The organism is Bacillus sp. LJBS06 (assembly GCF_016924995.1).
GTDB lineage: Bacteria > Bacillota > Bacilli > Bacillales > Bacillaceae > Bacillus > Bacillus stercoris.
The window spans coordinates 1-23401 of the sequence record NZ_CP070483.1 but is presented as its reverse complement, the minus strand read 5'-3'; the positions used below and the strand labels follow the sequence as shown (position 1 = coordinate 23401).

The following is a 23401-nucleotide window of genomic DNA, read 5'->3' as shown; positions in this document are numbered from 1 at the left end:
ACGTTTTTCAGATATAAGGAGGATTCCGATGAATACAGCCCCTTTTATTGCAATAGAAGGTCCTATCGGGGCAGGAAAAACAACCCTCGCAACGATGCTCTCACAAGAGTTCGGATTCCCTATGATCAATGAGATTGTAGAGGATAACCCGTACCTTGATAAGTTTTATGACAATATAGAGGAATGGAGCTTCCAGCTCGAGATGTTTTTTCTTTGTCACAGATACAAACAGCTTGAAGATACCAGTGATCACTTTTTAAAAAAGGGACAGCCTGTGATAGCTGATTATCATATTTATAAAAATGTGATTTTTGCGGAACGCACCCTGTCTCAACATCAGCTGGAAAAGTACAAAAAGATCTATCACCTGCTAACGGATGATCTACCAAAGCCGAATTTCATCATTTACATAAAGGCCAGTCTGCCTACATTGCTACACCGCATTGAAAAACGCGGGCGTCCCTTTGAGAAAAAAATTGAAACAAGCTATTTGGAGCAGCTGATTTCAGATTATGAAGTCGCCATCAAGAAGCTGCAGGAAGCAGATCCTGACCTTACAGTGTTAACCGTAGATGGTGATTCAAAGGATTTCGTTTTGAATAAGAGCGACTTTGAACGCATTGCCGCCCATGTAAAGGAGCTTATCGTATGAAGGAACATCATATCCCTAAGAATTCAATTATTACAGTAGCCGGAACAGTAGGTGTCGGAAAATCGACTTTAACCAAAACTTTAGCTAAACGACTTGGATTTAAAACATCTTTGGAGGAAGTCGATCATAATCCATACTTGGAAAAGTTCTATCATGATTTTGAACGTTGGAGCTTTCACCTTCAAATTTATTTCTTAGCTGAACGCTTCAAAGAACAGAAAACGATTTTTGAAGCAGGCGGAGGATTTGTACAGGATCGTTCGATTTATGAAGACACAGGAATTTTCGCAAAAATGCATGCAGATAAAGGCACAATGTCAAAGGTCGATTATAAAACTTACACAAGCCTTTTCGAAGCAATGGTAATGACACCGTATTTCCCGCACCCAGATGTGTTGATCTATTTAGAAGGAGATCTGGAGAACATTTTAAACCGGATTGAGCAACGCGGCCGTGAGATGGAGCTTCAGACTAGCCGATCTTATTGGGAAGAAATGCATACACGCTATGAAAACTGGATAAGCGGTTTTAACGCCTGCCCTGTTTTAAAACTTCGCATTGAAGATTATGATCTGCTGAACGACGAAAACTCGATTGAAAATATTGTAGATCAAATTGCTTCCGTTATTCATGATAATCAAAAAAAGTGAATCTCGACTGAGATTCACTTTTTCAGTATAATAAAAAATCCGTCGCACCGAATGCAACGGACAAAACAATCTCCAATATATGCTTGTGTTTCATTAGAATTAAAATCAATATGGCGGAGGAAGAGGGATTCGAACCCCCGCGGGCTTTGACACCCCTGTCGGTTTTCAAGACCGATCCCTTCAGCCGGACTTGGGTATTCCTCCGTATCGACAAGACTTACTATATCATGTATGTTCTCATGTGGTCAAGCATTTTTAAAAACTTTTTTTGTTTTTACGAAAATGTCGTGTTTTTATAAGCAAAAAGGCGCACCTTGTTAGGCACGCCTTTAATTCATTTATGGTTTCATTACTTCTCTATTCCCCATATAAGGACGAAGCACCTTCGGAATCACAACGCTTCCGTCTTCCTGCTGATAATTTTCTAAGATAGCGGCAACTGTTCTTCCAACCGCCAATCCTGAACCGTTCAGTGTGTGTACATGCTCAGGCTTGCCTTTCGCTTCACGTCTAAAACGAATGTTCGCACGTCTTGCCTGGAACGCTTCGAAGTTACTGCAAGAAGAGATTTCTCGGTATGTGTCTTGGCTCGGAATCCAAACTTCGATATCGTATTTTTTCGCAGCTGTAAAGCCCAAGTCACCCGTACACATGCTCATGACGCGGTATGGAAGCTCAAGCAGCTGAAGAACCCGTTCTGCTTGGTTTGTAAGCTTCTCTAATTCCTCATAGGAATCCTCAGGCTTCACAAACTTCACAAGCTCAACTTTATTAAATTGGTGCTGACGAATTAATCCGCGTGTGTCACGTCCTGCTGAACCTGCTTCAGAACGGAAGCAAGCACTGAATGCCGCGTAATTGATCGGCAGGCTGTCACCTGAAAGGATCTCATCGCGATGCATGTTTGTAATCGGTACCTCTGCAGTCGGAATTAAGAAGTAATCTTCCTCCCTGATTTTAAATGCATCCTCTTCAAATTTAGGAAGCTGCCCAGTTCCCGTCATGCTCGCACGGTTAACCATATATGGCGGGATCACTTCAGTATAGTTATACTCATCCACGTGGAGATCAAGCATAAAGTTATAAAGCGCGCGCTCCAAACGAGCACCTAACCCTTTATAGAACACGAAACGGCTTCCTGTTACTTTGGCAGCACGTTCGAAATCCAGAATACCCAGCTCATCCGCAATATCCCAGTGCGGCTTTGGTTCGTAAGCAAATGAAGGTTTTTCACCCCATTTACGCACTTCTATGTTGTCGTCTTCTGTTTCACCGACAGGTACAGACTCATGCGGAATATTCGGGATGGAAAGAAGAATTGTATCAAGCTCAGCTTCCACTGTTCTTAATTCTTCATCAAGTTTTTTAATTTCTTCGCCGACTTCACGCATTTCTTTAATAATGTGGTCCGCGTCTTTTTTCTCACGTTTCAGCACAGCAACCTGCTGAGACACTTCATTCCGTTTTCCTTTTAACTCTTCAACCTTGCCGATAAGCTCTCTTCGTCTGTCATCTAACGCCTCAAACTTATCAAAATCAGTTAAGTCTTCGCCTTTGTGAACAAGCTTCGCTTTAATCTCTTGAAAATTTGCTCTCAGCATTTTCGTATCAAGCATGCGAAACACTCCTTTTTATTGATTTGTCGAAAATAAAAAGAGCCCTCATCCCCATAAAGGGACGAGAGCTCTCGCGTTGCCACCCTGATTGAAAACAAATCAATGACTCGTTTTCCACTTTCACACATAACGGTTATCCCGTAAATGCCTACTTGTTTCAGCATTTCGCTCAAGGATGGATTCAGACAGCATCTTTCACCGATTCGCACCAACCATCGGCTCTCTTAGAAAGAGAGGCTCCCTACTAGTTCCTATCAACGCTTTTCGATCTTTATTTGTGCTTATAATGTACTATAAGTTTCCACAGCTTTCAACTGTTTTATACAAGTGCCTTCTGTTTGTATTCCTCAACCATTTGAACAAACAGTTGTGTCACTCGGTGATCTTCCGTCAGTTCCGGATGGAATGAGCAGCCAAGGAATTGCCCCTGTTTCGCGGCTACAATACGACCATTATGCTCCGATAGAACTTCAACATTTTCACCAGCTTCTAAAATATGCGGCGCACGGATGAATACCCCAGTAAAAGGCTCATCCAAGCCTTTAATTGTTAAATCCGCTTCAAAGCTGTCAACCTGCCGGCCAAATGAATTGCGTTCTACAACCACATTCAAAAGGCCTAAATGAGGATTATCTGAACCAGCAATTTCTTTTGCTAATATAATTAATCCGGCACATGTTCCAAACATCGGCTTACCCTGAGCAGCGAATTCACGAAGCGGGTCCATGAATTGATACGTATCGATCAAACGGCGCATCGTCGTGCTCTCACCGCCCGGCAAAATCAACCCGTCAATTTCGTTCAGCTGCTCCGGACGTTTTACGACAAGACCAGCGGCTCCGCATGCTTCAATCGCATGGATGTGCTCTCTAACTGCTCCTTGAAGTCCTAGTACACCTATTGTTAACATGTCAGCAGCACTCCTATATTCTTACCAGCCGCGTTCTTGCATACGCTGTTCTGGAAGTAAGTTTGAGATTTCAATCCCTTTCATTGCAGTACCAAGCTCTTTTGACAGCTCAGCGATCAATTTGTAATCAGTGAAGTGAGTTGTTGCTTCCACAATTGCTTTCGCAAATTTAGCAGGGTTATCTGATTTGAAAATACCAGAACCAACAAATACTCCATCAGCACCAAGCTGCATCATGAGAGCAGCATCAGCTGGAGTTGCAACGCCGCCAGCGGCAAAGTTAACGACAGGAAGCTTGCCGTCTTTTTTAATTTGAAGAAGAAGCTCGTAAGGAGCACCTAAGTTTTTCGCTTCTGTCATGAGTTCATCCTCACTCATCGCAACTACTTTGCGTACTTGAGCGTTAACTTTGCGCATATGGCGAACAGCCTCAACAATATTACCCGTTCCAGGCTCACCTTTAGTACGAAGCATAGAAGCGCCTTCCGCAATACGGCGTGTTGCTTCACCAAGATCGCGGCAGCCACAAACAAAAGGAACTGTGTATTCATTTTTATTTAAATGAAATTCTTCGTCAGCAGGAGTCAGAACTTCACTTTCATCAATATAGTCAACACCCATAGCTTCAAGCACACGCGCTTCAACAATATGTCCGATACGCGCTTTTGCCATTACCGGGATAGATACTGCATTCATTACTTCTTCCACGATTGTAGGGTCAGCCATACGGGCAACTCCTCCAGCCGCACGAATATCAGCCGGCACACGTTCTAGCGCCATTACAGCGACAGCTCCAGCTTCTTCAGCAATTTTCGCTTGTTCCGCATTAATGACGTCCATGATGACGCCGCCTTTTTGCATTTCTGCCATTCCGCGTTTTACACGTTCAGTACCTGTTTGAGCCATTTCTTGGTCCCCCTAATCAAGGTATAGTTATATGATTTCTAATCCTTATTGTATCCTAGAAATCCAATATTTCATATGGATATATATTATTTTATTCGGTTTTTGGCGCTTTGAAAATCATTTTTTATTAAAAATTGGGTTTTTTCAGTATATTAAGCGAAAGAGCCCTAACATCCATCAGAGCTCTTTCAATTGATTAAAACCAGCCGGTTACCGTATCAACAATACTTCCCCAAATACCGGCGAAAAATCCGCCGATACTGCGCATTGTCAGAACAAACCAGTTTGCTTTTTCTACATTTTCTTTTGTCACAAGGTCTACGCCAGCCAGATCGCTGTTAAGGAATCCGTAATCCTTTTCATCACCTGTGTATTCCGCAGTCAGCTTCCCAACCTTGGTTCCTTTTTTCACAGGAGCAGTTAAGTTGTCTTTATTCAATGTGACCTTCGCTTTGTAATTCTTTTCTTCACCATTTTTGACAGGAAGAGAGAACGCCTTGTTTGTCACAATGCCTACTTCTTTCTCTTTACCCTTATCAACTGAAATTGTTTTATGGCCTTTTACTTGATCGCCTTTAGCATAAATTTCTTTCATGGAGAAATTGTCGAAAGCATAATCAAACATTTTTTTTGTTTCATCGAAACGGCCTGTATGAAGGTTGCCCTTTGCGTTTAATACAACAGTGATGACACGCATACCGTTGCGTTCAGCTGTTCCTGTAAAGCATGAACCCGCAGAGTCAGTAGAACCTGTTTTCAGTCCGTCTACAGTCGCTTTTTTATACTCGCTGACAAGCCCCTTCAGCATAAAGTTCCAGTTCGGCATGTCCATTTCATCATCGGTGCCTTCTCTGAATTTCGTTTTGGCGATACTGGAAGTCTCCAGAATCTCAGGGTAGTCAGTAATTAAGTGATCCGCAAGAATCGCCATATCCTTTGCAGAAACTTCACTCTCTTCATTTACGCTTGTCCCCTCAGGCTGATGCCCGTGAAGGTCTTTATTCTCAAGACCTGTTGCATTAACAAATTTGTAATCTGTTAAGCCTAGTTCTTTTGCTTTTGCATTCATTTTTTCAACAAACTTAGTTTCAGAACCGGCAACGATTTCTGCAATCGCAATAGCAGCAGCATTTGCAGAATAAATTGCTGTAGCTTGATATAATTCTTTTACTGTGTATTTCCCGTCTTTCCGAAGAGGAACGTTTGATAAGCTGTTATCTTGGGAAATTTCATACACATAGTCATCAGGCGTATAGGTTTGGTCCCATTTCACTTTACCTTGATCAATTGCTTCTAATAACAGATATTCTGTCATCATTTTTGTCATACTCGCAATTGGCAGTCTCTTATCTGCATTTTTACTGTACAGAATTTTACCTGAAGAAGCTTCGATCATAATAGCAGCAGATGCATTGATATCAATTGGATCGCTGGCTGCTTTTGCTTTTGACATTGGAGCCAGACACGTGACAGCTAGGGTTAACACAACCAATGACATCAGTAGCTGTTTACATTTCTTGATGTTCAATCGTACGACCTCCGTATTTCATTTTCTTCATCTATAATTAAGCCGTTAAGGACATTTTCAATGCACAACAGTATAAATTTTATCATAATCAGTATAAAAAAAATAGACAGAGTCAGAGACCCTGTCAAATGTTTTTAATTTGTAACAATTTATTATGAAATTGTATAGTTAGGTGATTCTTTTGTAATCTGTACGTCATGCGGATGGCTTTCGCGAAGTCCTGCTCCAGTCATGCGAATGAATTGAGCTTCTTCTCTTAGCGCACGAAGATCTTTAGATCCGCAATATCCCATACCGGAACGAAGGCCTCCAACTAGCTGATAAACAGTTTCTTCAACTGGTCCTTTGTAAGGTGTGCGTCCTTCAATTCCTTCAGGCACAAATTTTTTGTTTTCTTCTTGGAAGTAACGATCTTTACTTCCTTTTTCCATTGCAGCAACTGATCCCATGCCGCGGTATACCTTAAATCTTCTGCCTTGGTAGATTTCAGTTTCACCAGGGCTTTCCGATGTGCCTGCAAGCAAGCTTCCAAGCATAACGGCATGTCCGCCGGCTGCCAACGCTTTAGTGATATCGCCAGAGAATTTAATTCCGCCGTCAGCGATGATTGTTTTGCCGTGTTTTCTTGCTTCAGTCGCACAATCATAAATTGCTGTAATTTGCGGAACACCGACACCAGCTACAACACGTGTAGTACAAATTGAACCAGGTCCGATTCCAACTTTGACAACGTCTGCTCCAGCCTCGATAAGCGCTCTTGTTGCTTCAGCAGTTGCCACGTTACCAGCGATAATATTTAATTCAGGATACGTTTCACGGATTTTTGTGACTGTGTTTAAAACGCCTTGAGAATGTCCGTGAGCTGTATCGATAACAATCACATCAACATTGGCTTCAACAAGCTTTTTGACGCGAGTCATTGTATCACCAGTTACGCCAACTGCCGCACCAACGATCAGACGGCCGTGAATGTCTTTAGATGAGTTCGGGAACTCAATGACTTTTTCAATATCTTTAATTGTGATAAGACCTTTTAATTTGTTCTGGTCATCTACGAGAGGAAGCTTTTCAATTTTATGTTTCTGCAAAATCTTTTCAGCTTCATCTAGAGTAGTTCCTACAGATGCAGTAACAAGCTCTTCTTTTGTCATGACATCGCTGATTTTCATTGAGTAGTCAGAAATAAAGCGAAGGTCACGGTTTGTAATAATTCCAACAAGCTTCTGGTCTTCTTCGTTATTTACAATCGGAACACCGGAAATTCTGTATTTCCCCATCAAATGCTCCGCATCAAATACTTGGTGATCAGGAGTTAAAAAGAAGGGATTTGTGATAACGCCGCGCTCAGAACGCTTTACTTTATCAACTTGTTCAGCCTGCTGTTCAATGGACATATTTTTGTGAATGATGCCCAAGCCGCCCTGTCTTGCCATTGCAATTGCCATTGCTGATTCTGTTACAGTGTCCATACCTGCGCTGATGACAGGAATATTTAGCTTTAACGTTTTTGTAAGTTCTACAGATAAATCCACATCACGCGGAAGTACCTCAGATTTTGCTGGCACAAGCAGCACATCGTCGAACGTTAAGCCTTCTTTTGAAAATTTACTTTCCCACATTAGTAAATCCCCCTCTTTTCGGCAAAATATTATATGTAGATTATCAACTAGCCAAGAGCATGTCAAGGAAGCGAGAAAGAGTTGAAATATTTAGATAACGGAAAGGATTAAGAAATACACATGACATATCATGAGTGGAAAGACTTAGCGCTATTTTACTCCGTTGAATCAACCCAGAAATTTCTAGAAAAGGTTTATGTCTCAAACGGTATTGATGATGCGAAAAAAAACTCTTTTAAAAACAGTGAACGGTTTATTTATTTCTTGAAGCATGCCGAATCGTTTTATAAACAAGCCGCATATTCCCCATTAGAAATCAAACCGATCCTTTTATTTTATGGAATGGCACAACTTATCAAAGCATGTCTAATAACACGTGATCCTCATTATCCAAGCCATACATCAGTACTGGCACATGGCGTAACAACAAGAAAGCGAAAGAAACAAAATTATTGTTTTAGCGACGATGAAGTGAAAATACAACGGAACGGCCTATGCGTACATTTTATGAAACATTTATTCGGACAATCAGATGTAGTAGATGAACGGTATACCATGAAAAAATTGTTAATGGGGGTTCCAGAACTAAGTGATATTTTCTACTTTCAGCAGAAAGAACGTTTTATGACAAAAGTTGAGAAGGATAAGAACAAAATATTTGTACCAGAGGAAGTAGTCATCGACTATAAAATGTCTGATTCAAGGTTTGCTGAATATATGTCCCACCATTTTCAATGGTCTTTCGCAAAGAAAAATGAACACGGGCTGCTGTTTGAAATTTCACCGCAAGACAAGGAGCCATGGACGTCGACCAGCTTATTGTTTGACATGGAAAAGAACCAATATTACATCCCTTCTCAAAGGGAGCAATTTCTGAGACTTCCCGAAATGACAATTCATTATTTAATTTTGTACAACGTTGGGATGATTGCAAGGTATGAAACAGAATGGTGGTATGAGTTATTGACACAGCATATAAGTGACGACTACGTGTTAATCCAGCAGTTTTTATTAGTAACAGAAAAGAAATTCCCTAAATACGCTTCACAGTTTCTTCTTCATTTTTAACAAACAAAAAACCCAGCTCAATGAGCTGGGTTTAAACTTGCTTGGCGGCGTCCTACTCTCACAGGGGGAAACCCCCGACTACCATCGGCGCTGAAGAGCTTAACTTCCGTGTTCGGTATGGGAACGGGTGTGACCTCTTCGCTATCGCCACCAAACAAATGCCTTCAGGATGAAGGTACTGGGCGTTTCTCACAGGATGTGAGAGCCCTTAGCGGAGTTTCCTTGCCTTTCCGCCTTTAGAGAGGTGTTCTCTCAAAACTAGATAACAGGTGTGACATCATTCAAAATGTGTGGTTAAGTCCTCGATCGATTAGTATCTGTCAGCTCCATGTGTCGCCACACTTCCACCTCAGACCTATCAACCTGATCATCTTTCAGGGATCTTACTTCCTTGCGGAATGGGAAATCTCATCTTGAGGGGGGCTTCATGCTTAGATGCTTTCAGCACTTATCCCGTCCGCACATAGCTACCCAGCGATGCCCTTGGCAGAACAACTGGTACACCAGCGGTGCGTCCATCCCGGTCCTCTCGTACTAAGGACAGCTCCTCTCAAATTTCCTGCGCCCGCGACGGATAGGGACCGAACTGTCTCACGACGTTCTGAACCCAGCTCGCGTACCGCTTTAATGGGCGAACAGCCCAACCCTTGGGACCGACTACAGCCCCAGGATGCGATGAGCCGACATCGAGGTGCCAAACCTCCCCGTCGATGTGGACTCTTGGGGGAGATAAGCCTGTTATCCCCGGGGTAGCTTTTATCCGTTGAGCGATGGCCCTTCCATGCGGAACCACCGGATCACTAAGCCCGACTTTCGTCCCTGCTCGACTTGTAGGTCTCGCAGTCAAGCTCCCTTGTGCCTTTACACTCTGCGAATGATTTCCAACCATTCTGAGGGAACCTTTGGGCGCCTCCGTTACCTTTTAGGAGGCGACCGCCCCAGTCAAACTGCCCACCTGACACTGTCTCCCCGCCCGATAAGGGCGGCGGGTTAGAAGGTCAATACAGCCGGGGTAGTATCCCACCGATGCCTCCACCGAAGCTGGCGCTCCGGTTTCCAAGGCTCCTACCTATCCTGTACAAGCTGTACCAACATTCAATATCAGGCTGCAGTAAAGCTCCACGGGGTCTTTCCGTCCTGTCGCGGGTAACCTGCATCTTCACAGGTACTATAATTTCACCGAGTCTCTCGTTGAGACAGTGCCCAGATCGTTGCGCCTTTCGTGCGGGTCGGAACTTACCCGACAAGGAATTTCGCTACCTTAGGACCGTTATAGTTACGGCCGCCGTTTACTGGGGCTTCAATTCGCACCTTCGCTTACGCTAAGCGCTCCTCTTAACCTTCCAGCACCGGGCAGGCGTCAGCCCCTATACTTCGCCTTACGGCTTCGCAGAGACCTGTGTTTTTGCTAAACAGTCGCCTGGGCCTATTCACTGCGGCTCTCTCGGGCTTGCACCCTAACAGAGCACCCCTTCTCCCGAAGTTACGGGGTCATTTTGCCGAGTTCCTTAACGAGAGTTCTCTCGATCACCTTAGGATTCTCTCCTCGCCTACCTGTGTCGGTTTGCGGTACGGGCACCTCTCACCTCGCTAGAGGCTTTTCTTGGCAGTGTGGAATCAGGAACTTCGCTACTATATTTCGCTCGCCATCACAGCTCAGCCTTATGGGAAACGGATTTGCCTATTTCCCAGCCTAACTGCTTGGACGCGGATATCCAATACCGCGCTTACCCTATCCTCCTGCGTCCCCCCATTGCTCAAATGGTGAGGAGGTGGTACAGGAATATCAACCTGTTGTCCATCGCCTACGCCTTTCGGCCTCGGCTTAGGTCCCGACTAACCCTGAGCGGACGAGCCTTCCTCAGGAAACCTTAGGCATTCGGTGGAGGGGATTCTCACCCCTCTTTCGCTACTCATACCGGCATTCTCACTTCTAAGCGCTCCACCAGTCCTTCCGGTCTGGCTTCACAGCCCTTAGAACGCTCTCCTACCACTGTTCGAAGAACAGTCCGCAGCTTCGGTGATACGTTTAGCCCCGGTACATTTTCGGCGCAGAGTCACTCGACCAGTGAGCTATTACGCACTCTTTAAATGGTGGCTGCTTCTAAGCCAACATCCTGGTTGTCTAAGCAACTCCACATCCTTTTCCACTTAACGTATACTTTGGGACCTTAGCTGGCGGTCTGGGCTGTTTCCCTTTCGACTACGGATCTTATCACTCGCAGTCTGACTCCCAAGGATAAGTCATTGGCATTCGGAGTTTGACTGAATTCGGTAACCCGGTAGGGGCCCCTAGTCCAATCAGTGCTCTACCTCCAAGACTCTTACCTTGAGGCTAGCCCTAAAGCTATTTCGGAGAGAACCAGCTATCTCCAGGTTCGATTGGCATTTCACCCCTACCCACACCTCATCCCCGCACTTTTCAACGTGCGTGGGTTCGGGCCTCCATTCAGTGTTACCTGAACTTCACCCTGGACATGGGTAGATCACCTGGTTTCGGGTCTACGACCACGTACTCATGCGCCCTATTCAGACTCGCTTTCGCTGCGGCTCCGCATCTTCTGCTTAACCTTGCACGGGATCGTAACTCGCCGGTTCATTCTACAAAAGGCACGCCATCACCCGTTAACGGGCTCTGACTACTTGTAGGCACACGGTTTCAGGATCTCTTTCACTCCCCTTCCGGGGTGCTTTTCACCTTTCCCTCACGGTACTGGTTCACTATCGGTCACTAGGGAGTATTTAGCCTTGGGAGATGGTCCTCCCGGATTCCGACGGAATTTCACGTGTTCCGCCGTACTCAGGATCCACTCAGGAGAGAACGAAGTTTTGACTACAGGGCTGTTACCTCCTATGGCGGGCCTTTCCAGACCTCTTCATCTACCTCGTTCCTTTGTAACTCCGTACAGAGTGTCCTACAACCCCAAGAGGCAAGCCTCTTGGTTTGGGCTAATCCCGTTTCGCTCGCCGCTACTCAGGGAATCGCATTTGCTTTCTCTTCCTCCGGGTACTTAGATGTTTCAGTTCCCCGGGTCTGCCTTCTCATATCCTATGAATTCAGATATGGATACCACTCCATTACGAGTGGTGGGTTTCCCCATTCGGAAATCTCCGGATCAAAGCTTGCTTACAGCTCCCCGAAGCATATCGGTGTTCGTCCCGTCCTTCATCGGCTCCTAGTGCCAAGGCATCCACCGTGCGCCCTTTCTAACTTAACCGTTAAAAAGAATCACTATGTGATATCTTGTATTACTAATTGAATGTGATGTCTACTGTTATCTAGTTTTCAAAGAACACGTTGGTGGAGCCTAGCGGGATCGAACCGCTGACCTCCTGCGTGCAAAGCAGGCGCTCTCCCAGCTGAGCTAAGGCCCCATTATATAAGATGGTGGGCCTGAGTGGACTCGAACCACCGACCTCACGCTTATCAGGCGTGCGCTCTAACCAGCTGAGCTACAGGCCCATCTTAACTTATTCAAGGAACAAAGTTCCTTCAAAACTAAACAAGACAGGGAACGTTCTGTTTATAAGACCCAAGGTCTTATATTCCGTATAATATCCTTAGAAAGGAGGTGATCCAGCCGCACCTTCCGATACGGCTACCTTGTTACGACTTCACCCCAATCATCTGTCCCACCTTCGGCGGCTGGCTCCTAAAAGGTTACCTCACCGACTTCGGGTGTTACAAACTCTCGTGGTGTGACGGGCGGTGTGTACAAGGCCCGGGAACGTATTCACCGCGGCATGCTGATCCGCGATTACTAGCGATTCCAGCTTCACGCAGTCGAGTTGCAGACTGCGATCCGAACTGAGAACAGATTTGTGGGATTGGCTTAACCTCGCGGTTTCGCTGCCCTTTGTTCTGTCCATTGTAGCACGTGTGTAGCCCAGGTCATAAGGGGCATGATGATTTGACGTCATCCCCACCTTCCTCCGGTTTGTCACCGGCAGTCACCTTAGAGTGCCCAACTGAATGCTGGCAACTAAGATCAAGGGTTGCGCTCGTTGCGGGACTTAACCCAACATCTCACGACACGAGCTGACGACAACCATGCACCACCTGTCACTCTGCCCCCGAAGGGGACGTCCTATCTCTAGGATTGTCAGAGGATGTCAAGACCTGGTAAGGTTCTTCGCGTTGCTTCGAATTAAACCACATGCTCCACCGCTTGTGCGGGCCCCCGTCAATTCCTTTGAGTTTCAGTCTTGCGACCGTACTCCCCAGGCGGAGTGCTTAATGCGTTAGCTGCAGCACTAAGGGGCGGAAACCCCTAACACTTAGCACTCATCGTTTACGGCGTGGACTACCAGGGTATCTAATCCTGTTCGCTCCCCACGCTTTCGCTCCTCAGCGTCAGTTACAGACCAGAGAGTCGCCTTCGCCACTGGTGTTCCTCCACATCTCTACGCATTTCACCGCTACACGTGGAATTCCACTCTCCTCTTCTGCACTCAAGTTCCCCAGTTTCCAATGACCCTCCCCGGTTGAGCCGGGGCTTTCACATCAGACTTAAGAAACCGCCTGCGAGCCCTTTACGCCCAATAATTCCGGACAACGCTTGCCACCTACGTATTACCGCGGCTGCTGGCACGTAGTTAGCCGTGGCTTTCTGGTTAGGTACCGTCAAGGTACCGCCCTATTCGAACGGTACTTGTTCTTCCCTAACAACAGAGCTTTACGATCCGAAAACCTTCATCACTCACGCGGCGTTGCTCCGTCAGACTTTCGTCCATTGCGGAAGATTCCCTACTGCTGCCTCCCGTAGGAGTCTGGGCCGTGTCTCAGTCCCAGTGTGGCCGATCACCCTCTCAGGTCGGCTACGCATCGTTGCCTTGGTGAGCCATTACCTCACCAACTAGCTAATGCGCCGCGGGTCCATCTGTAAGTGGTAGCCGAAGCCACCTTTTATGTTTGAACCATGCGGTTCAAACAAGCATCCGGTATTAGCCCCGGTTTCCCGGAGTTATCCCAGTCTTACAGGCAGGTTACCCACGTGTTACTCACCCGTCCGCCGCTAACATCAGGGAGCAAGCTCCCATCTGTCCGCTCGACTTGCATGTATTAGGCACGCCGCCAGCGTTCGTCCTGAGCCAGGATCAAACTCTCCGATAAAGTAGTTTGACTGACTACGCACATCACTGTGCGATTTATGAAAAATGAATTAACAGGTACGTTTTGTCTTGTTTAGTTTTCAAAGAACTTTGTGTGCTTCCCTCGAAGCGACTACTTAATAGTAACATTTTTAGTTAACTAGGTCAACACTTTTTTGAAAAAGTTTTTACTAGTCATGATTGTTACGTTTGCGTCTTTTAAAAGACAACAAAAATGATTATACCATAATTTTTAAGACTGTAAAGAGGAATAAAACAAAAAAGCGCAGCTATTTTAGCTGCGCTTTTTCTCACACTTCTTCTTGTTCTTCTTCATTCTCATCTTCTTCGTTTTTCTCTACTAAGGCCACTGTAGCAACATGTTCTTCTTCTGCCATTCTGATGAGACGCACACCTTGAGTGACACGTCCGGTGATTGAGATATCACTGATGTCCATTCTAATGAGTACGCCGCTGGCTGTAATAATCATTAGATCCTCTTCACCTTTAGTAGCTTTCACTGCTACTAGTTGGCCGTTGTTCTCGGTGATTTTTGCTGTTTTGAGTCCTTTTCCGCCCCGGCTTTGGGTTCTGTACTCTTCAGCCGGAGTTCGTTTTCCGTATCCTTTTTCAGTTACGATAAGAACGTGTGATTCTTCCTCTAATATCTCCATGCCGACAACAACGTCGTCATCTGTCAGGGTGATGCCTTTTACGCCTGCCGCAGTTCTTCCCATCTCCCGGACATCTGTTTCAGGGAAACGGATCAGTAAACCGTTTTTCGTTCCGATGATGATTTGTTTTGTACCATCAGTCAGACGTACACCCATCAGTTCATCATCCTCACGAAGACTCAAAGCGATTAGGCCATTGTTGCGGATATTAGCGAATTGAGACAGCGAAGTTCGTTTTGAAACCCCGTGCTTTGTTGTGAAGAAAAGGTAAAGCTCCGCATTGAATTCCGTGACTGGAATAATCGCGTTGATCCACTCACCCTTTTCTACTTCCAGCAGGTTAATAATCGGGATTCCTTTTGCTGTTCTGCCGTATTCAGGGATTTCATACCCTTTTGCACGATACACTTTTCCCTTGTTTGAGAAGAAGAGAATCGTGTCATGAGTTGACGTAGAGATCAAATGCTCAACGAAATCATCTTCGTTTGTTCCCATTCCTTGTACACCTTTACCGCCTCGTTTTTGACTGCGATAAGTTGATGCAGGAAGACGTTTGATGTACCCGTTGTGTGTCAGAGTGACGACGATATTTTCTCTCTCAATGAGATCTTCATCTTCAATTGTCTCTAGTCCAGAAGTGACGATCTCAGTACGTCTTTCATCGTTAAAACGCTCTTTGATTTCCGTGAGTTCTTCACGAATAATCTCAAGCACTTTATATTCATTTGCCAAGATGTCTTTTAGCTCTGCAATTAATTTAACAAGAGATTGGTATTCTTCTTCGATCTTTTCACGTTCCAGTCCTGTTAAACGCTGGAGCCTCATATCAAGGATCGCTTGTGCTTGCTTCTCTGTCAGTGAGAATTGTTCAATTAAACCTGTTCTCGCAATTTCAGCCGTTTGAGAATTACGGATAAGGGAAATAACTGCATCGAGATGATCCAGAGCAACTCTCAAGCCTTCAAGGATGTGAGCCCTCGCTTCCGCTTTACGCAATTCATAGGCAGTACGGCGTCTAATTACGACTTTTTGGTGGTCAAGGTAATGCTCCAGGCATTGCTTAAGAGTTAAAACTTTCGGCTGACCATCAACAAGTGCAAGCAAGTTGATACCAAAAGATGTCTGTAGAGCAGTTTGTTTGTACAGATTGTTTAGAATGACATTTGCATTAGCATCACGTCTAATTTCAATGACAATTCTCATACCTGTACGATCTGACTCATCACGCAGATCTGTAATGCCCTCTATCTTTTTATCCCTAACAAGATCAGCAATTTTCTCGATTAATTTCGCCTTATTTACTTGGTAAGGCAACTCTGTAACAATAATTCTTTCTTTACCTGAAGATGTTTGTTCGATCTCAGCTTTTGCCCGAATTGTAATAGAGCCTCGGCCAGATTCGTATGCTTTCCGTATACCGCTTCGGCCCAAGATTTGACCCGCAGTCGGGAAATCAGGACCTGGAATGACTTCCATAAGCTCTGGAATTGTAATGTCCGGATTCTCACTGACAGCAAGTACACCGTCAATGATTTCTCCCAGCTGGTGCGGAGGAATGTTTGTTGCCATACCTACCGCAATGCCGGCAGCACCGTTCACGAGCAGATTTGGGAACCTCGAAGGCATAACGACAGGTTCTCTTTCTGAACCGTCATAGTTATCCTGATAATCGATTGTGTCTTTTGTGATGTCTCGAAGAATTTCCATCGAGATTTTAGACATTCTTGCTTCTGTATAACGCATGGCAGCCGCTGAGTCTCCGTCAACAGAACCGAAGTTTCCGTGACCGTCAACGAGCATATAACGGTAGTTGAAATCCTGAGCCATTCTGACCATGGATTCATATACCGCTGAATCACCGTGCGGATGGTATTTCCCGATAACCTCTCCAACGATACGCGCGGATTTTTTATAAGGCTTGTCACTGGTCATGCCCAAATCATTCATTGCATATAAAATCCGTCTATGAACCGGCTTTAAGCCGTCACGAACATCCGGAAGAGCACGGGACACGATAACGCTCATTGCATAATCCAAGAAGGACGTACGCATTTCCTGACTGATATTTATTTCACGAACTTGTGGTGTGTTTTGTTCACTCATTAAAAAACCTCCCTGAAGTATCACATGAAATATGTGGGAGTAGATTGTCCATTATGACCTTCAATACGATTTCACTATTCTCCATTATATCAATAAACTTATGATTATACACATTAAATTGCTAGAATATATAGGTATTGCAAGCATTGCTGCATCTGATCTTGTTTAGAAAAAAGCCTTATTTCTTATTGGAAATAAGGCTTTTTATGATTAGATGTCAAGATTTTTAACGTATCTCGCATTTGCTTCTATGAAGTTTCGGCGAGGTTCTACTTTGTCGCCCATCAGCATTTCGAATGTCTCATCCGCATCCATTGCATCTTCAAGAGTTACCTGAAGCAGCGTTCTAGAGCTAGGATCCATGGTTGTCTCCCATAACTGGGTGGCATTCATTTCACCAAGACCTTTGTAACGCTGCAATCCAGGCTTAGGTGTTTGAGGAAGCGTTTTTAACAAGTCTTCAAGCTCCTTGTCATTGTACGCATATTCGACACGTTTCCCCTGTTGAACCTTGTAGAGCGGCGGCTGTGCAATGTACACATAGCCATTTTCGATAATTTGGCGCATATATCTGTAAAAGAACGTTAACAGCAGTGTTCTGATGTGCGCACCGTCAACATCGGCATCTGTCATAATGACAACTTTATGGTAACGGGCTTTCTCTAGGTTGAAATCTTCCCCGATACCTGTGCCAAGTGCTGTAATCATAGAGCGAACTTCGTTGTTAGAAAGGATCTTGTCCAGTCTTGCTTTTTCAACGTTCAAGATTTTACCTCTAAGCGGCAAAATAGCTTGGAAATGTCTGTCGCGTCCTTGTTTAGCAGATCCACCGGCAGAGTCACCCTCTACGATATATAACTCGGAAATGCTCGGATCTTTTGAAGAGCAGTCCGCTAGCTTACCGGGAAGGTTTGAAATTTCCAAAGCGCTCTTGCGGCGTGTAAGTTCACGCGCTTTTTTCGCAGCCATTCTAGCTCTTGCCGCCATTAAACCTTTATCGACAATTTTTTTGGCCGCATCTGGATTTTCCAGCATAAATGTTTCCATTGCCGCAGAAAATAACGTATCGGTGATGGTCCGAGCTTCTGAGTTGCCTAGCTTTGTTTTCGTTTGGCCCTCAAACTGCGGATCAGGGTGTTTGATTGAAATAATCGCGGTCAGCCCTTCTCTTACATCATCTCCGCTTAGGTTAGGGTCATTTTCTTTAATAAGCCCTTTTTTTCTGGCATAGTCGTTGATAACACGAGTCAGGCCCGTTTTGAAGCCAGCTTCATGGGTACCGCCTTCGTACGTGTTAATGTTGTTTGTAAACGAGTAAATGTTGCTTGTGTAGCTGTCATTGTATTGTAAAGCCACTTCAACCGTAATGCCGTCCTTTTCGCCTTCAATGTAAATCGGCTCTTCATGGACAACTTCTTTAGAACGGTTTAAATACTCTACATAACTTTTAATTCCGCCTTCGTAATGGTACTCGTTTTTACGCTCTTGCCCTTCACGTTTATCTTCGATCGTGATGTTTACGCCCTTTGTCAAAAAGGCTAATTCACGCACGCGGTTGGCAAGCAGATCATAATCATACTCAGTTGTTTCTGTGAAAATTTCAGGATCCGGGACAAAATGTGTCGTCGTTCCTGTATGATCCGTTTCGCCAATGATTTCAAGGTCTGAAACCGGAACTCCGCGTTTATAGGTTTGGCGATGAATTTTACCGTCACGGTGAACCGTCACATCAAGCTCTGTTGATAGTGCGTTCACGACCGACGCACCTACACCGTGTAATCCTCCGGATACTTTATAGCCGCTTCCGTCAAATTTTCCTCCGGCATGAAGCACCGTCATAATGACTTCTACCGCAGGACGGCCCATTTTTTCATGAATACCGACTGGAATACCGCGGCCATTATCTACAACCGTGATACTGTTGTCTTTTTCGATTTGAATATTGATATCTTTACAATAACCGGCGAGGGCTTCGTCAATACTATTGTCGACAATTTCCCATACCAGGTGGTGAAGGCCTTTGCTGTTTGTCGAGCCGATATACATCCCCGGTCTTTTACGAACAGCTTCCAATCCTTCTAGTACCTGTATCTGATTTTCATCATAACTGTTTTGCTGCTGTTCCATAGCCACGTCATTCACCTACACTTTTCTAAACGATATATTCGTGATAAAAAATTTCTAAGAATCTATTTCAAACATAAATTGCGCACGTTTTTTTAATGTGCTGGAAGATAAGGGAGAGTAATATATATTCTGAACCGTGACTACGATAGATTTGGGCGTGCCGTTTACGGAAGGCACCACCTTGTGTTTCTGTTTTTTCAGAAATTCTTCAACAATAGGCGACATGTTGGCTTTAAAGTCAAAAATGCCGACAATATCTCGTGTTGAAACCACAAAGTCATCACCTAAATGAATATACAATTGCTCACCTCATTTCTTCACTTCACTAACGCACCATTTTGCACACGGAACATTCCTGCTTGACGTAAGGTTTCGTGATCAATGCCATCAACGCTTGTCGTTGTGACAAACGTTTGTACACGGCCTTGGATCGTATGAAGCAAGTGTGACTGGCGATAATCATCCAGTTCACTCAGTACATCATCCAATAGTAAAATGGGATATTCTCCGATTTCTTCATGGATCAGGTCAATCTCCGCCAGCTTAAGGGACAACGCCGTCGTTCGCTGCTGTCCTTGAGAACCATACGTCTGCACATCGCGTCCGTTCACATAGAAAAGGACATCGTCACGATGAGGCCCTGACAAAGTAACACCGCGCTCAATTTCTTTTTCTCTTAATTTAGAAAACGCTTCTTGATAGCTATCTCCTATTTTCGACAAGTCTACGGAATCTGATACATCAAGAGCTGTATGGTACTTCAAGGTCAGTTCTTCAAGCCCTCTTGAGATGCCTGCATGGACGGGCTGCGCCCATTTTTCGAGCTGTGCTGTAAACTGCAGGCGTTTTACGACGACTTTTGCTGCAACTTCCACAAGCTGATCGGTCAAAACATCGAGCATCGTCCGGTCTGTTTGTTTTCTTGTTTGCAGCTGTTTTAAAAAATGATTCCGCTGGGAAAGGATTTTCTGGTAAAGAGAAAGGTCATGAAGGTAGACGGGAGAAACCTGTCCGATTTCCATGTCAAGAAACCGCCTTCTCACTTGAGGGCTTCCCTTTACAAGATTTAAATCTTCCGGCGCAAACATAATGGTGTTGAGGGCCCCGACATACTGGCTGAGCTTTTGCTGTTCAATATGATTGACCTTGCCCTTTTTACCTTTTTTGGAGATGACGAGCTGCATCGGGATCGCCCCGTTTTGCTTCATCACTCTTCCCTCTATTTTAGCATAGTCTTTGTCCCACCGTATAAGTTCTTTGTCATTTGATGTCCTGTGCGATTTCGCCATAGACAAGACATAGATCGCCTCCATGAGGTTTGTCTTCCCCTGGGCGTTTTCACCGATGATCACATTTACTTTATTTTCAAATTGAAGTTCAGCATGGTCGTAGTTGCGGTAAGATGTCAGTTCTAAGTTCTGGATATACAATCAGTGTCACCCGCTTTAATTGACGACTTGAAATGAACCAAATCCTTCAATCTCTACCACATCTCCAACATACAGCTTTCTGCCTCGGCGGTTGTCCGGCTCGTTGTTCACAAGCACTTCATGCTCGCTTAAAAACCACTTCGCCATACCGCCAGACTGAATCACATCGGCTAATTTTAAGAATTGTCCGAGTGTAATCATCTCTGTATCAATTGAAATCGGATTTGCCATTATATCGACCTCTTTCAAATATCACTAATATCTAATTGTACTAAAAAAAAACGAATTAGGGAAAGGGAAAACTTGTCGGAGCAGTTGCCGAATAGAAAAGCTGCCGACGGGTCGGCAGCAGTGTATCGGATTAATAGGTTCTGACAGGAAGGATAAGCTGTACAATCGTTTCATCATTCGGCGTGCGAATTAAGAAAGGTCTCATTGCACCTGTAAAGCTTACGCGTATTTCTGCTCCTTCAAGCACCTTTAGTGCATCCATCATATATTTTGGACTAAAAGAGATATTTAATTCCTCACCCTCAATTTGATCCGCAACAATTGCTTCCACAACTTTACCGATTTCAGGGGAGTTAGAAGAAATTTCAATGGATTCAGCTGGTTTTGCGGACAGCTTCACCACGTTGTTGCGTCCCTCTCTGGCTAAAAGAGATGCACGATCAATGGCCTGAAGGAATTCTTTTGTGTTCACAATGATTTCTGTTTTGCTGTCTTGCGGAATCAGACTGGTTGTGTCTGGATAATTTCCGTCCAGAAGCCGTGAGAAAAATAAAACGTTTTTCGCTTTAAACAGAACTTGAGTTTCTGTGATCACGATATCTACGAGTTCCTGATTGTCATCCAAAATCTTGCTGAGTTCAGTTAAACTTTTTCCTGGAATCACGACGTTATAAGATCTGTCTTCTGGAATATCAAGTTTCGCTTTTCTTAAAGCAAGACGGTGACTATCCGTTGCGGTGCATAATAATTCACTTTGTTCCACTTTCCAGTTTACACCTGTCAAGATAGGGCGTGTTTCTGAGGTGGACACTGCGAATACTGTTTGTCTGATTAAATTTTTTAACAAATCAGTTGGAATCTGAATCGCATGATGTTCTTCAATCTGCGGCAAGTGAGGATACTCATCAGCATCCAGTCCGTTTAGATTAAATTCGGCTTTACCAGAACGAATAATCGTTAAATACTGATTTTGCACTTCGATTTCTACAGTTGCCATCGGCAGTTTTTTTACAATTTCGCTAAAGAAGCGAGCTTGCAAAACGATGCTTCCGGGCTGTTCGATAGTGACGATTTCTTTATCTCCTTCTTCTTTTGGAATGAAGGATTCAATAGATATATCTGAATCACTTCCTGTAAAGGATACGCCATCATCTGATGCAACAATTTTAATACCAGTCAGAATGGGAATCGTAGTTCTGGATGAAACTGCTTTTAATACATCTTGGACACTTTCAACAAGACGATCTTTTTGAATCGTGAATTTCATTTTTATCCTCCTAACGGATAATGTATTAATATATATATTTTAAAAAAATAGTAGAAGTAATAGTAGGGCCTGTGGATTTGTGGATAAGTTGTGAAAAAGACAGGAAACACAGCCTATCCACATGTGGACAGACTGTGTATGACTTCCGAAAAGTTATTCACACTTTCCCCGATTAATCCCCGGTCCTGCTATTTAAGCTGTTCTTTAATTTCTTTTACATGCTGCTGAAGCTGTTCGTCATCTGTCAGCAGTTTTGAAATTTTTTCATGCGCATGAATAACGGTTGTATGATCCCGTCCTCCAAACTCTTCGCCGATTTTAGGAAGAGAGGAATCAGTCATTTCCCTTGATAAGTACATGGCGATTTGACGCGGAAAAGCTACTGACTTTGTCCGTTTTTTTGCTTTGAAATCCTCGAGTTTAATATTAAATTGCTGGCCTACTACCCTCTGAATTTCTTTTATCGTAATGACTTTCGGTTTTGATGAAGGAATAATATCTTTCAGCGCCTCAGCGGCCAGATCAGCATTAATATCTTTATTAATTAAAGATGAGTAAGCAACAACTCTGATTAATGCGCCTTCCAGCTCCCGAATATTGCTGTCGATTTGATTCGCGATGTAAAGCATAACCTCGTTTGGAATATCGAGGCCCTCTGCTTTGGCTTTTTTTCTTAAAATCGCAATTCTCGTTTCTAGATCAGGCGGCGTGATATCCGTGATCAGGCCCCATTCAAAACGTGAGCGCAATCTGTCCTCAAGTGTCGGAATTTCCTTTGGAGGCCGGTCACTTGAAATGACGATTTGTTTGCTTTCTTCGTGCAATGTGTTAAATGTATGGAAAAATTCTTCCTGGGTTTGTTCTTTCCCCGCTAAAAATTGAATATCATCTATCAAAAGCACATCAACATTTCGATAGCGATTGCGGAAGTCGACGGCTTTATTATCTCGGATAGAGTTGATGAATTCGTTTGTAAATTTCTCAGAAGACAGATAAACCACTTTGGCAGAAGGATTATGATCTATTACATAATGGCCGATCGCATGCATTAAGTGTGTTTTCCCTAAGCCGACGCCCCCATAGATAAATAAAGGGTTGTAAGCTTTCGCGGGTGCTTCCGCTACTGCAAGGGAAGCTGCGTGTGCAAATCGGTTTCCAGATCCGATGACAAAAGTATCAAAAGTATATTTTGGATTGAGCATATTTTGAGGAAAATCAGATGTATCTTCTTTGACCGCCTTTTTGACTTGCGGTTTCGGCATAAAGTCCTCAACATCTTGATTTTGAGGAATGACAAACTTAATGCTCAATTCTTCCCCGGTTAATTCATATATAGTATCTGCAATCAGATGCAAGTATCTGGACTCCAGCCAGTCTCTGGCAAATTCATTGGGAGCCGTGATCGTTAAGGTATCTCCTTGCAGTGAGTGGGCTTTGGTTGACTTCATCCAAGTCTCAAAACTCGGTTTGCTCAACTTTTTTTCGATTTGAGCAAGGGCTTGGTTCCACAGGTCTAATATATTTTCCAT

At 44.2% G+C, this 23401-nt stretch carries 15 protein-coding genes, 3 tRNA genes, 3 rRNA genes and 1 other annotated feature; of the genes, 3 read left to right on the top strand and 18 right to left on the bottom strand.

Features of this window, described 5'->3' with window-relative positions; translation table 11 throughout:
• Positions 1-28 precede the first annotated feature (28 nt).
• Together dgk and dck are read left to right on the top strand one after the other, a co-directional pair.
• The gene (gene dgk / locus JQX68_RS00105; protein ID WP_014662463.1) at positions 29-652 is read left to right on the top strand and encodes a deoxyguanosine kinase; all 624 of its coding nucleotides are present in this window, start codon (positions 29-31) and stop codon (positions 650-652) included.
• Positions 649-1302, top strand: coding sequence for a deoxyadenosine/deoxycytidine kinase (dck, locus tag JQX68_RS00100; RefSeq protein WP_003226792.1), 654 nt, complete (start codon positions 649-651; stop codon positions 1300-1302). The genes dgk and dck overlap by 4 nt, the downstream gene beginning before the upstream one ends.
• Before the next feature lie 111 nt (positions 1303-1413).
• Here dck and JQX68_RS00095 read toward each other — a convergent pair.
• The 6 genes from JQX68_RS00095 to guaB all read right to left on the bottom strand — a co-directional run bounded on the left by JQX68_RS00095 (position 1414) and on the right by guaB (position 7881).
• Positions 1414-1506, bottom strand: a tRNA-Ser gene (locus JQX68_RS00095).
• 134 nt (positions 1507-1640) lie between these two features.
• Complete coding sequence (serS, locus tag JQX68_RS00090; protein WP_014662462.1) at positions 1641-2918, bottom strand: serine--tRNA ligase; 1278 nt, start codon at positions 2916-2918, stop codon at positions 1641-1643.
• Between the two features lie 54 nt (positions 2919-2972).
• Positions 2973-3185: a binding site (T-box leader), on the bottom strand.
• Between the two features lie 52 nt (positions 3186-3237).
• Positions 3238-3828, bottom strand: a complete 591-nt coding sequence (gene pdxT, locus JQX68_RS00085; RefSeq protein WP_069840452.1) for a pyridoxal 5'-phosphate synthase glutaminase subunit PdxT — start codon at positions 3826-3828, stop codon at positions 3238-3240.
• Between the two features lie 21 nt (positions 3829-3849).
• A complete protein-coding gene (gene pdxS, locus JQX68_RS00080) occupies positions 3850-4734 on the bottom strand; it encodes a pyridoxal 5'-phosphate synthase lyase subunit PdxS (RefSeq protein WP_003247145.1) in 885 nt (294 codons plus the stop codon).
• A 196-nt stretch (positions 4735-4930) separates the two neighbouring features.
• Positions 4931-6262 (bottom strand): D-alanyl-D-alanine carboxypeptidase, encoded by a 1332-nt coding sequence (dacA, locus tag JQX68_RS00075; RefSeq protein ID WP_040081107.1) that lies wholly within the window; start codon positions 6260-6262, stop codon positions 4931-4933.
• A 152-nt stretch (positions 6263-6414) separates the two neighbouring features.
• The gene (guaB, locus tag JQX68_RS00070) at positions 6415-7881 is read right to left on the bottom strand and encodes an IMP dehydrogenase (RefSeq protein WP_003226803.1); all 1467 of its coding nucleotides are present in this window, start codon (positions 7879-7881) and stop codon (positions 6415-6417) included.
• A gap of 120 nt (positions 7882-8001) precedes the next feature.
• Here guaB and JQX68_RS00065 point away from each other — a divergent pair, with 120 nt between their 5' ends.
• A complete protein-coding gene (locus JQX68_RS00065) occupies positions 8002-8949 on the top strand; it encodes a YaaC family protein (RefSeq protein ID WP_205440452.1) in 948 nt (315 codons plus the stop codon).
• A 39-nt stretch (positions 8950-8988) separates the two neighbouring features.
• Here JQX68_RS00065 and rrf read toward each other — a convergent pair.
• The 12 genes from rrf to dnaA form a co-directional block, all read right to left on the bottom strand.
• Positions 8989-9104, bottom strand: a 5S ribosomal RNA gene (gene rrf / locus JQX68_RS00060).
• Positions 9105-9239: 135 nt separating this feature from the next.
• A 23S ribosomal RNA gene (locus tag JQX68_RS00055) occupies positions 9240-12167 on the bottom strand.
• A gap of 81 nt (positions 12168-12248) precedes the next feature.
• Positions 12249-12324 (bottom strand) — tRNA-Ala (locus JQX68_RS00050).
• Positions 12325-12335: 11 nt separating this feature from the next.
• A tRNA-Ile gene (locus JQX68_RS00045) sits at positions 12336-12412 on the bottom strand.
• A 102-nt stretch (positions 12413-12514) separates the two neighbouring features.
• Positions 12515-14062 (bottom strand): 16S ribosomal RNA (locus JQX68_RS00040).
• Together the 16S, 23S and 5S rRNA genes with 2 tRNA genes alongside form the textbook arrangement of a ribosomal RNA operon.
• Before the next feature lie 289 nt (positions 14063-14351).
• On the bottom strand, positions 14352-16817 hold the full coding sequence (gyrA, locus tag JQX68_RS00035) for a DNA topoisomerase (ATP-hydrolyzing) subunit A (RefSeq protein ID WP_014662458.1): 2466 nt from the start codon (positions 16815-16817) through the stop codon (positions 14352-14354).
• A gap of 210 nt (positions 16818-17027) precedes the next feature.
• Positions 17028-18944 carry a DNA topoisomerase (ATP-hydrolyzing) subunit B gene (gene gyrB / locus JQX68_RS00030; protein WP_014662457.1) on the bottom strand — a complete coding sequence of 639 codons (1917 nt, stop codon included), beginning with the start codon at positions 18942-18944 and terminating at the stop codon, positions 17028-17030.
• A 54-nt stretch (positions 18945-18998) separates the two neighbouring features.
• The gene (remB, locus tag JQX68_RS00025) at positions 18999-19244 is read right to left on the bottom strand and encodes an extracellular matrix regulator RemB (RefSeq protein ID WP_003219266.1); all 246 of its coding nucleotides are present in this window, start codon (positions 19242-19244) and stop codon (positions 18999-19001) included.
• A 17-nt stretch (positions 19245-19261) separates the two neighbouring features.
• Entirely contained in the window at positions 19262-20374 is a 1113-nt protein-coding gene (gene recF / locus JQX68_RS00020; RefSeq protein WP_014662456.1) for a DNA replication/repair protein RecF, read from the bottom strand.
• Between the two features lie 15 nt (positions 20375-20389).
• On the bottom strand, positions 20390-20605 hold the full coding sequence (gene rlbA / locus JQX68_RS00015) for a ribosome maturation protein RlbA (protein ID WP_003219264.1): 216 nt from the start codon (positions 20603-20605) through the stop codon (positions 20390-20392).
• Between the two features lie 130 nt (positions 20606-20735).
• Complete coding sequence (gene dnaN, locus JQX68_RS00010; RefSeq protein WP_014662455.1) at positions 20736-21872, bottom strand: DNA polymerase III subunit beta; 1137 nt, start codon at positions 21870-21872, stop codon at positions 20736-20738.
• Positions 21873-22060: 188 nt separating this feature from the next.
• Positions 22061-23401, bottom strand: a complete 1341-nt coding sequence (gene dnaA / locus JQX68_RS00005; RefSeq protein WP_205440451.1) for a chromosomal replication initiator protein DnaA — start codon at positions 23399-23401, stop codon at positions 22061-22063.